7 protein-coding genes and 1 pseudogene are annotated in these 12,055 nt (G+C 42.8%); 2 read left to right on the top strand and 6 right to left on the bottom strand.

All coding sequences use genetic code 11. The features are described 5' to 3' along the window. Positions 1 to 48: 48 nt before the first annotated feature. The 5 genes from IQ276_RS34275 to IQ276_RS34255 form a co-directional block, all read right to left on the bottom strand. On the bottom strand, positions 49 to 231 hold the full coding sequence (locus IQ276_RS34275; RefSeq protein ID WP_169222327.1) for a hypothetical protein: 183 nt from the start codon (positions 229 to 231) through the stop codon (positions 49 to 51). Between the two features lie 202 nt (positions 232 to 433). Next, entirely contained in the window at positions 434 to 991 is a 558-nt protein-coding gene (locus IQ276_RS34270) for a DsbA family protein (protein ID WP_193914923.1), read from the bottom strand. Positions 992 to 1,193: 202 nt separating this feature from the next. Continuing rightward, entirely contained in the window at positions 1,194 to 1,823 is a 630-nt protein-coding gene (locus tag IQ276_RS34265) for a response regulator (RefSeq protein ID WP_193914921.1), read from the bottom strand. A 7-nt stretch (positions 1,824 to 1,830) separates the two neighbouring features. Further along, a complete protein-coding gene (locus IQ276_RS34260; protein WP_193914919.1) occupies positions 1,831 to 8,919 on the bottom strand; it encodes a PAS domain S-box protein in 7,089 nt (2,362 codons plus the stop codon). A 342-nt stretch (positions 8,920 to 9,261) separates the two neighbouring features. After that, a complete protein-coding gene (locus IQ276_RS34255) occupies positions 9,262 to 9,456 on the bottom strand; it encodes a hypothetical protein (RefSeq protein WP_235116215.1) in 195 nt (64 codons plus the stop codon). A 355-nt stretch (positions 9,457 to 9,811) separates the two neighbouring features. Between IQ276_RS34255 and IQ276_RS34250 the strand changes: the two are divergent. Continuing rightward, a pseudogene (locus tag IQ276_RS34250) lies at positions 9,812 to 9,967 on the top strand (DUF4277 domain-containing protein); the annotation flags it as partial. A 519-nt stretch (positions 9,968 to 10,486) separates the two neighbouring features. Continuing rightward, complete coding sequence (locus tag IQ276_RS34245) at positions 10,487 to 10,915, top strand: hypothetical protein (protein ID WP_190883943.1); 429 nt, start codon at positions 10,487 to 10,489, stop codon at positions 10,913 to 10,915. Positions 10,916 to 11,088: 173 nt separating this feature from the next. Here IQ276_RS34245 and IQ276_RS34240 read toward each other — a convergent pair whose 3' ends face one another. Then, positions 11,089 to 11,733 (bottom strand): glycoside hydrolase family 24 protein, encoded by a 645-nt coding sequence (locus tag IQ276_RS34240; protein ID WP_235116213.1) that lies wholly within the window; start codon positions 11,731 to 11,733, stop codon positions 11,089 to 11,091. Positions 11,734 to 12,055 lie beyond the last annotated feature (322 nt).

Genomic DNA, 12,055 nt, shown 5'->3' with positions numbered 1-12,055 from the left:
CAATTCCTGAAGTTCCGCCAGTGACTAACGCCACTTTATCTTGCAGTATCATTCTGTTTCTCCTGTTTCAATTTCGTCAGTTTGTATCGGGTAAGTTTGTCTCAGCAACTCAGTGACTTCTTGCGCGATCGCAATCAGGGCATGATTAACTGAGGAGTCGCGAAGAGAACCAGTCTGAGGTGTACCTTCATGCCCAGAATTATTCTTGCCTTGTACTAATAAATGCGGCATAGAATTATCCTCAATGAAATACTGATTTGTAATTGACTAAATCAATACGAAAGAACTCAGTTGTTGGCATGGTAATTTTTGGCATGGTTCAAAAAGCGGCAGTTTTTTTCAGCGAAACAGGCAAAATCTAGCTATCAAAATTTGATAGTTTAGAGTACTTACAGACAAGTCAGATATGAATTGAGAGCAAAGATCGGGGAACTTAATGACTTGCAGCAATCATGGCAGCCATCAACTCCGTCGTGTTCCAGCGCTCGGTATACCGAATTCCATTGATAAACAGGGCTGGGGCAGTCGTCACTCCACTCTGCATTCCGCCTTCAATATCTTCGTTGATGTGATCGACATGCACTTGTTTAGACAACTCTTTGAGAAATTGAGGAATGTCAAGCCCTAAATCATTGGCGTACTCGACAAGATAACCGTTATCCAACCTTTGTTGATGGTCAAATAAAGTATCGCTCATTAACCAAAACTTTCCTTGGACTTCGGCGGCTTCGGCGACTTGGGCTGCCCGTTGTGCCTGGGGATGAATCTGGATCTGTGGAAAATGGCGGAAGATAAAACATAAATAATCCTCTCCAAAAGAAACCGTAAGCTCTTGCCGAATGATTTTAATCAGCTTGTAAACGGCTGCACTTCTAGGACATTGATAATCCCCATACATCACTAATACTACGGCGGCACTTAGCACACCTTGACTGTGATCTTGGGTTGAAGCTGGCACAACTAAAGAACTGGAACTATGGTCGTCGATCATCTTTCTACATCTGTATCAAGCATGGAACCTTGCGATTCACTTGCTCAATCCACATGAATTCAATATAAGCAATTGGGTTTTAGTTGTCGTCTACAGTGAGTTAACATTTTTAGGCTGTAATTTGATGGAGCAGCCGCTCCTTCTTAAGATATAAGGTAGGCTCTAACTTAAGTTAGAATCCGAATTTGATCGAAAGTACATCCTACAAACTTACAATGCCGCGTTTAACGGCAACAATTACAGCTTGGGTGCGATCGCTCACATCTAACTTATTCAAAATCCGATTAACATGAGATTTAACCGTGCCTTCACCGATACTTAAAGCAGTCGCAATATCGGCATTACTCATCCCCTGCGCCAGTGAGCGGAGTACTTCTAGTTCTCTTTCACTCAGTTCTGGATTGCTGAGACGTTGAACTAACTTTGCTCCCACATCGGGCGGAATATACTTCTGACCCCGATGAACGGTGCGAATCGCATTCAGAAGCTCGTCAGGTTCAGTTTCTTTCAACAAATATCCTTTTGCGCCTGCCTGCAATCCCCGATAAATATCTTCGTCACTATCATACGTGGTCAGTACAATAATCCGAGCAGATTTAACGATCGCACAAATTGCACCAATGGCGGCAACTCCTTCCACTTCAGGCATTCGCAGATCCATTAGCGTTACATCTGGTTGGTGTTCCCCAAATAAGGCGATCGCCTGTTCACCATTTTCAGCTTGGGCAATCACCTGCATCTCTGGGTCACGGTTAATAATCGTGGCTAAACCTTGCCGAAAAATGGCATGATCGTCTGCAATCAGAACCCGAATGGTTATGGCTTGGCTCATGGTGATGCTACTCCCAATTGACGGTGACAATCATCTCTGTTCCTTGTCCGGGTTGACTCCTAATCGTGAGTTGTGCGCCGATGCGCTCTGCTCGCTCGCTCATGCCGAGTAAGCCAAATCCCTCAGAGGCTGGAATACTGCCAACTCCAAAGCCCTGTCCATTGTCTTTCACGCGCAAGCAGAATCGATCGCGATCGTAGACTAGTTCTACTCGGATTTCATCAGCATTGGCGTGTCTGATCGCATTGGTTAATGCTTCCTGCCCAATCCGTAGTAGGTTATTCTCGACTTCAGTGGGTAGAGAATACACTGCACCCTCAATCTCATAATATAAGGTGGTGTCAGTTGCAGCAGCCCTGATTTGAGAGACGAGACGATGTAGAGCGCTCTGTAAACTGCCTTCCTCCAAAAGCTGAGGACGGAGCGCTACTACCGATCGCCGCGCTTCAACCAGTCCAGTTCGCGCCAATTCTTTGATCAGGTATAGATGTGCCTGAGCTGCTTCTACATCATCCGTTAGCACCTGGTTTGCAGCTCCGACCTGAGCCAGAATACCTGTAAACGACTGAGCGAGTGTGTCGTGAATTTCGCGTGCCATGCGGTTGCGCTCCTCTAAAATTGAGGCTTCTTCTGCTTGCTTCAGCGCCGTAATATCTCGCGACAGCCAAATCACCTGATCGTGATTGATTGGGGCAATGCGAGCCGAAAACCAGGCTTCTCGTCCATTTAGAAACGCACTATACTCGACTGTGAGGATTTGTTGGGTTCTCAGCACTTGCTGAATATAACTTAGAAATTCATCAGCTTGTTCCTCTCCGAGTTGATGCATGGTTTGACCAATCATCTCCTCAAAGGGTTGCCATAGCAGATTTGGTTCCTGTACGATTATTTCAAGGAATCGCCCTTCAGCAGTCAGTACAAATAATGGATCGGGAATTGCCTCAATTAGAGTCCGTAGCTTTGACTCTGAGGCTTGTAGGGCTGCTTCTGCTTGCTTGCGATCGTTGATATCCGTAACAACTCCCAACGCTCGGATGGGTTCACCGGATTCATTCCAGGTAACAATTTTGCCGACAGAACGAATCCATTTCCACTGACCATCCTGGGTACGACGGCGATACTCTACTTGAAAGTTGGGGATTTCTCCAGTAATACAAGCACGGTAGGTTGCGACAACTGATTCTCTGTCATCAGGATGCAAATGAGCAATCCATTCAGGAATGTTTTCGTGGAATGTTGCTGGATCGTAGCCCAGCATTAAAGCGTATTCCGGGTTAACAATTCTTTCTTCAGTCTTTAAATCGAAATCGTAGAGTCCTTGATTTGAAGCGGTTAATGCTAAGCGTAGTCGTTCTTCACTCGTTTGTAGAGCGGCTTCTGCTTGCTTGCGATCGCTAATATCCGCAATCACCCCTTCAATGTAGTCATCGTCTGCATTCAGATAAGCAGAGAAAAGTCCCCAAAACACTGTCCCATCTCGTTTTCGCCCCTGTGCTTCATAGCTTCGCACTTCCCGATCCCGCTTCAGCACCTCAAGGAATTGTTGGCGATCGCTGGGATTTACATAGTAGTCTGTGGCGTGTTCAAGCCCAATCATCTCCTCTGATGAATCAAAGCCAAGCAGATTGGCATAGCGTTGATTGGCATCGAGAAGTAATCCATCCGAGAGGCGGGTGCGGAAGATGCCAACCTGTGAGTTTTCAAAAATATTGCGGAACTTAGCTTCACTGCGTTGTAATGCCTCTTCTGCTTGTCTACGCTGGGTGGTGTCATTGCCAACCGATAAGATTTCAACGACATCTCCCTGTTCATTGAAGATGGCTTGATTCGACCAGGCAATCCAAACCCGTCTACCGTTTCGACAAAGGTTTTCATTCTCGGTTTGCAAGTAAGCTTGAGGCAAGGGAGCTTCAAGATTGTGAAACAGATCGTGAACAAACTGCTTGAGATCGCGTCCAGATGTTTCGGTTTCTGGAACGATTGTTTCCAGTAGGGTACGCCCTAAAATCTGATCTTCCTCATAACCAAAAAAGCTCAGTCCATAGTCATTCATGTATCGAATTCGTCCTTGCCTATCCGTGCGAAGGATGATTGAATTCGCAGTTTGAATCAGGTTACGGTAATTGGCCTCACTTTGTCGTAACGCAGCAGTTCGTTCTGCGACCTGTTGCTCTAAAGTGCAGTTGTAGTCGGCTAGGAGTTTCTCGGCTTGTTTGCGCTCTGTAATGTCCTGAAAGGTAGCGATCGCATAAGTGATATTGCCCTGTTGATCAAAAACTGGTGTTCCCCGTGCCTCAACTAGAATTGTGACATGATCTCGACGAATTTCTATATCTTCAGTCCTAATGCGTTCGCCCCTTAATGCCCGCACAATAGGCAAGCTCTCCGCTGGATAGATTTGATCCGTTCCCGCTACATAAAGCTGATAAGCCTCTGATATCTGCTCCGGTGCTATGGAAGTATCAGTTTCTTTGCCCGTGAGTTGATTGCCGCATTGGTTGGTATAGTAAGGGCGACCCGCCGCATCCACGATCGCAATTCCCACCGGAATCGCTTCAAGGAACTGAGTGATCTTGCTTTCCTTAGCTTGCAGTTCTGAGTAAAGGTTGGCATTTTCGATGGCGATCGCTGCTTGAGTCGATAATAGCTGCAAGACCTGCGATCGCTCTGGTGTAAATACTCCAGCTGCTAACCGATTTTCTAAATACAATACACCGACCAGCTTGGCTTGATTCAGCAGCGGCAAACAGAAAACTGATTGAGGCTGGTTCTGTTGAATGTATGGCTCATTAATAAAAGCACCTTCACGAGTCGCATCATTTAAGGTGACAGGCTTCAGAGTCCGAATCACATATTGAATGATTGATTCTGGCAATTGATCGGCGATTGGAATAGACTGTAACACCTGAGTCGCACAAGCATTCTCATCGGTATTGAGTTCACAAGCCGCTTCAATCGACCATTCTCCTGAGTTTTCTAAAATCAGATATCCGGTTTGTGCGCCAGCATTCTCAATTAAAGTTTGCATCAGTGATCGCAGCAATTGCTTCAGTTCAATTTCACGAGAAATCGCCTGTGAAGCTTTCATCACTGCTGCTAAATCGAAAGCAGTATGGAAGGGATTAGTGATAGTTTCAGCAGTAATAGGAATTGATGTGGAAGCGGCTCTAGACGACTGAGGAAAGAACTGTGGATAGCGAGTTTCTAAGTCTTTGACTTTAGCGTTTGCGCCCCAGCGATCATAGCAATAGTGCGCCTCTTTCATGTAGGTTTGAGCAATTTTTGACCGACCTCGCGCCAGATAATGTTTAGCCGCTAATTCATAAGCGAGTGCTTCTTCCTGGATATACTCATTTTCAGCAGCACCTGCGATCGCTCGTTCATAAAGTTCCTCGGCCTCAAAGAATTGCCCTAAGACTCGTGCTTTCTCTGCCTCGACTAGATGAAATTTATGTAGATAATTCATTGGGGCGTGTTCTGCCCATTTCTGCATCTTTTCTTGGTTGGTGTTAACACAGTTTAGCAAAGCTAATTTTTCAGAGTTTGAAGCATCAAGCAATAGGCTCAAAAGCGCTAGAGAATGATAGAAACAGAATACAGGTAAAAGCTTTATTGCCGACGCTTCTTCAAAATGTCGCCTTGCCAAAATAGCAGTCTGTACAGCTTGATGGTGTTCTCCAAATAGATAACACAACATGACTTTGTGCAAATAGAGTATTTGAATTGCAATTCCATCTTTAACTGCAATAGCGTGTGGTAACGCCTCCTCTTCATTAAACACCCGACCAACTAAGCGGCTGGAATTCTCAGCCCTATCTAACAAATTAAGAATGGTCTGCCACACTATCGCAATCCAAGTCGAGGGGCTTTCCCGTCTGATTCGATCAACCGCTTTGCTGTAGGTTGCCATTTTCTGTTCCAGTTGGGTGAGTTCCTCACCGACGAAAAACGAGTGGTGGCACACGGTATATGCAACATAACTAGCGATTTCAAAGTCTCCGGTTTCCACTCCTTCCTGATAAGCCTCAACCAGCAGTGGTATCGTCTCCTTAAGATGTACTTTCCATTGCATAACATGGTAACTAAATATGTGTAATGCTTTAACCTTGCCTTTTTTGGTATTCAATCGTTCCGCTAAGCTAAGAGCCAATTGACCAAATTTATATCCGAGTTCAATGTCTTGAACAACTCCACATAGAACAAACCCGTAGCCAGCATAACTCAGTGGTGACCAGGTAGCATTGCCGTAGTTGATTGATAAATTCACCATTTTGCAAGCAATCAGTATCACCAGTGCTGGTGATGCTATGAATGCCGCAGACCCTATATTCGCTAGGATTGACATTGCTGCTAGCGGTTCTGGTGCAGTCATCTCTGGTAAATTGATCAAGTCTTCAATTTCTCGTTGGGCGAGTAGTGCCGCCGTTGACTCCAATTCGCCTCGAACATCTAACTCACTTGGATTTTCTGGTAAAATCACTCCCAGAAGCTTCAACACTTCCAAGCCAATTTTGAGTGCTTCTTTCAGGTTGCTCTGTGACAAATATCTTTGAATTTTGCTATCGTAAACCTGCACTTTATCAAGTACTGTCTTAGCGCGATCAAGTACCACTTCTACCAACTGTTCCATCTCATCAAAGCAACCTTGGAGATACGCCGCTTCTGCTGCTTCTGAGTACAGCGCTAAGGTGAGATCATACTCACTGAGCCAACTCTCCCAATTGAGGAGTTTAAGCCCTGTAGTGAAATACTTAAAAGCTGCTTCATAAGCCGTTGCTGCCTTTGCTTTCTGACCTGCCATTAAATTCAATCTGGCAATTTCAGTTCGTTCTGATCGAGCAGTGACTAGCTCAAGTCCTTGATTGAGATGATCGATGATTTCAAACAACCGATCAGATCGTTGCTCTGGTGAAGTTTTTTCGAGCAAATTGCGACCGATTTGGAGATGAACAACCTGTTTCTGCGATTCATCAATCAAAGCATAAGCCGCTTGCTGAACGCGATCGTGCAGAAACTTATACTCTTGAACTAACAAATCTTCGTCCAATTCAGACAGAGGTTGAATTAATCCCGCTTGTATTACTTCTAATAAATCCTGGAAAATTGCTTTCGGTGATTTTTCGCAAACGATCGCCAACGTTTCTAAATCAAACTCAGACCCAACACAAGCCGCGATGCAGAGAGTTTGCTGTGTTGCTTCCGGTAATTTTCGCAATTGACGCAGCAGCAACTCCACCACATTATCGGTGATATCTTGAGCTTCAATCTCAGTTAAATTCCACTGCCAACTCAACTGTTGGGCATCAAAGGTTAACAGGTTTTCGCTATGCAGCAGCTTCAAAAATTCACCAACAAAGAAAGGGTTGCCCTCGGTTTTACGTGACACAGCTTGGGCTAGGGAACGAACGATGTCAGGATTGTGATGTAATGTCTCAGCTATCAGTTGGCTTAACGGTTCCAGTGTTAAGGGGGTCAGGATGATTTCCTGAAGTACTGCTCCCCCTTTTCGCAGCTTCTCTAGCGTTAAGACCAACGGATGCGTTGGAGTCAGTTCGTTATCTCGGTAGGCTCCGATCAAAAACAGATACTGGATTTGCTCATCAAGTAAGATGAGTTCGATTAACTTCAACGTCGCAGAATCAATCCACTGTAGATCGTCTAAGAAAATGACTAGGGGATGCTCTTTTGCACAAAACGCCCGCACAAATCTTTGAAATGTGAGATTGAAGCGATTCTGTGCTTCTGTTGCTCCAACTTCGGACACAGGTGGCTGCTTGCCAATAATGAACTCAACTTCGGGAATGACATCTACGATAATTTGTCCGTTGCTTCCCAAAGCAGTGAGTAGACGCGATCGCCACTGTTGCACTTGCTCATCCGGTTCCCCCAGAAGTTGCTGCACCAACTTTTGCAGGGCATCCACAATAGCGCTGTAGGGAATATTGCGCCTGAATTGGTCAAATTTACCCGATATGAAATAGCCGTGCTTTGCTGTGATGGGTTTATAGAGTTCTTGCACCAATGCTGTTTTGCCAACGCCAGCGTAACCAGCAACGAGCATGAGTTCGATATTGAATTGAGTATTTTCTATGCCTTTCTCTAGTTGACAAATTTCGCCAAACGTCTCTTTTCTAACCACTCTGTCAAACGCCGCCAATAATGCTTTAGTCTGGGCTTCTCGTCCATACAGTTTCTGAGGAATGCAAAACTGTTCTGAAACATCTTGCACTCCCAACGACATGGCGTTGATCTGACCCATTTCTGCCAGTTGCCCGGCGCAGCGTTCTAGATCCGCTTTGATGCCCCAGGCACTTTGATAGCGATCCTCCGCATTTTTCGCCATCAACTTCAAAATTATCCCTGAAATGGGTTTGGGAATCGTGGCGTTCAATTCATGCACAGGAATCGGCGGTTTGGCAATATGACAATGAACTAGCTCCAGGATGTCTTGAGTGGGGAACGGTAGCTGTCCAGTTAACAGTTCGTAGAAGGTTACGCCTAGCGAGTAGAAATCGGTGCGATAGTCGAGCATCCGGTTCATCCGCCCGGTTTGCTCTGGCGACAGATAGGCAAGCGTGCCTTCTAACACATGGGGACTTTTGAACGTCGGATTCGTGCGATTAAATTGGGTGGCAATCCCAAAGTCAATTATTTTGACAATGCCAGTTTCCAGATTAAAGACTATGTTTCCAGGGTTGATATCTTTATGAATTACATTGGCTGCATGGATTCTGCCAAGAATGTCGGTGAGGGCGATCGCCAGACCAAGAAAAGTGGATAAAGGCATGGGGCAGAATATGTCTGGGTGCTTGTGAATCCATTGCTCTAGGGACTCTCCCCCAAAATCTTCTAAGATAATCACCAGAGTGCGTTGATAGTCCTGCTGGCTGTATGCCTTGACAACTCCTTCCAGATTCAGCGAACGGGTAATTTTATATTCCTGTCTGTAGCGGGTTAATTCTTGAGGTGAGGGATAATCTTGCTTGAGTATTTTTACTACGATCGCTACTCCATCGTCTCTAATGCCCCGATAAACCAGAGAATTAGAACTTTCGTATATCTTGTCTTGGATGGCAATACCAGGTAGAGCAATCATAGAACAACTCTTGAAAGGATAATCTGGCATAACTCAAACTATACAGCAATCCAGCTATCATATTTTTCATCTTCTGAAATTTTATCAAGATAGGGAAGAAGGGGGGAATTAAACAATTTATCAAGGGTAACAATACCTTCGCCAATTTAAGAGGGTGAGTTGATGTACAAACTCCCATTTCTCCGAAGCTGGGCAAAAACAATCAGTCCTAAAAATTCCTTCCAGGTTTATCGCAAGGCTTTTTTAATTTTTGTAGACTCTTCTTTTGGCAAAAGTATTGTATAAATAAGTATTTTTTCATAAATATAAATTTGTCTTTATTAACCAACAGCAGAATATTAATTATTGCTTTCCACTCAACCGACCTGTTTGATAAAAATCAAGCAGGTTAGGGAAAGCTTTTTCTAGCAACCAGTTCCGCCCAATTTCTGATTCGGGAATATTTGAAGCAGCCATGTAATAACCACTTCTGTAAGCAGCTACACCTAAACAAGCTTGTAGGCTAGATATAGCCCGTGAAGAAACTGAAATAGCCATCAAATCTTGTATCCCACATTCCGCACCCTAACTGTCACAAGTTCATTAGTACTTAACTAATTTTCACTAAATAGTACTTATGAACTATAACGAGGAGTAGTATTTTAAAACTTAATAAGAATAATTAGCAGTAAACCAAAAAGTTTTTCTCCAAAGAGCGATCGCGGAAATACTTATATTTTTTGATACTTATTGATACACAATTATCTAACCAGCAGACATAGTATAAATGATGATTACTTATGATTAGTTGGTCGAGAAATGGTCAGAACTAACCTGACGGAAGAGTAAATAGATTTTTAGGTACATAAAATATGAAAATTTGAACAGATGTTGTTTACTCTGTTCTATCGCTATGTCTAATCTGAAAGAAATCGAAATTCAAAATCTAGACCATTTGGGTATAATAGCAGGGATTATAGACTCTATAGGCTTGGTGGAAATTATTAATGAATTAATCGGTCAAGAGCCAGGAGAGAAAATCAGCCCAGGACATGTGGTCAAAGCAATGAAATATCAATATCAAATTTGACTTCAGAAAGAGAATATATTCTGAATTTTCTGCCAGAGAATTGTCACTACTATTATAAATTGTAATCAGACTATATCGAAAACTTATTTGTGATAGAGACTATTAATAAAAATTAATAGTTAGAAATTATAATGGTTTTTAATCGACATCTCATAAGCTAAATACAAATATTTTCGTAACAATCATAAGTTTTTATCTATCGAGAAAACATAAATAATTATTGCTGCTTATTGAGAATATAAATATTATTTAGGCTAGGTCAATAATCTCCCTACATAAACAATAAAGTATTCTTTTACTCTCATTCTAGAGGCAATACTCAGTAATAACCCCTTTGTGACAGTTAGGGTGCGGAATGTGGGATAAACAGTATGTAGTTAAATTTGCTCTGTAGATAGAGGAATATTCTGAGCAACGTTAGTACAATTCTCTGCCGAGGATAACTATTTTTTACTAAAATTAGAATACGAACTTAGTATTTTTACAAGCTTTGGCTGTATGAATGCGGAATTTTTTTACAGGATTCCTTTGATGGCTTTAGGGTTACTCTGGCTGGCTTATGCCTTACTGGGGTGGTATCTTGCTGCTCATCATATTATTTGGTTAGTGGGAGCTTTTGTCGCTGCTATGGTTATAGCTGTAACACGCAAGAGTATTTCTTGGTTAGAGCGTTTAGTGGAATTTGGCTCTAAAGCCTTAGTTATCATCTTATTTTTAAGCACATCAATTGCTTTAGTAGCAACTTGGTCGTTATTATTTAGTCTATTTCTTATACCATTAGCAACTACGCTTTTAGCTGACTTGGAAATGCGTTTTGCTGGTTTCAACAAACTAGATTCATTTTGGATATTAACAATACTAGCAGTATTGGGTTTGGTAGTGGGTGAAGTAATAGATATTCTATTTTTTCCCAGTAGCAGATATTGAAGAAGAATTCAGAAGTCAGAATTCAGAAGTCAGAATTCAGAAGTCAGAATAATCTCTCTGCGTAGTAAAAATAAAATTATTGTAGGGTGTGTTAGGCGCATATTTTGAGATTAATGATTGCGAGAAATATGAACTGCGCCTTAACTGAACCGTATTGATAGATGGTGTACTTTTTATCGTTGTTTGCTGGAAGGATTTGGGAATGGAGTCAAATTTGGGGTTGTTGGTTGGTTAGCTGCGTTTAATTCCTCTTGCAATATTTTCTGATAAATCTTAGGCAAAGACCTACTAACAGAGTTAGTTTCTATGCCATATCCTAAACTCGTCCAAGTGGGAGAAAGTCGCCGCAAAACATCATTTAATTTTCCCTGGCGCAAGAGTTGAGAAATATTAGTTCCCCAAACTTTGGAATCATTCAACCAACGATAAACTACTATGTCTTGATATTCTGCTTCAAAACTATAATTAACCCAAAACATCAACCGCATTGGGTTTGGGTGATAGCGAGGCGCTATATTGTACCAGGTAGTGTTGATGATTTGATATCTACCAGCAGCAGTGGAACAATTACCTGTGTTGGGGCCTGTGACAATTCTGACGCATATCTGGGGATGTCGGCTGAGGTCGCTGACTTGTTGTCCACCATACAACAGAGAATAGGGACGGTTACCACTTGCCTCACTTGCCGAGATGGTTCGCATTAGAGCGCGAATATAAGGGTCGCCCTCTTTCATTACCAAAGGTGGCTGTCTAACTTCAAAGATTGGATCGGAAGGCGATCGCAATTCTCCTTGAATATACCACTGCAACAAATACACGAAGCCAAGAAGCGCCGCTATTGGCCCAATCAGTTTTTCAACACCTTTGAATTCAAAGCCTTTCAGAGTCCGACTCCTTGAAATTCGCTTTCTTTGCTAACAAAAATCATCGACGAACTCATTGTGACAAAGTTCACGCTTGTTGTCAGTTATCATTTCCGGTTCGCTGATTTTTTCGACTAGAGCAAGTGGGTAGAGACACGATTAACGAGAGAATATTTGTTTTATTTATAACTAGTGTTGCGTACTTAAACATTTTTCACTGAAATCTATTTTGAATTGGAATGGTGACTAAATACAGTAATTATGCCTTATTGAGTCG

This window comes from Desmonostoc muscorum LEGE 12446, assembly GCF_015207005.2.
Lineage (GTDB): Bacteria > Cyanobacteriota > Cyanobacteriia > Cyanobacteriales > Nostocaceae > Nostoc > Nostoc muscorum.
The sequence above is the reverse complement of the archived record's forward strand: the minus strand, read 5'-3'. Positions and strand labels throughout refer to the sequence as shown.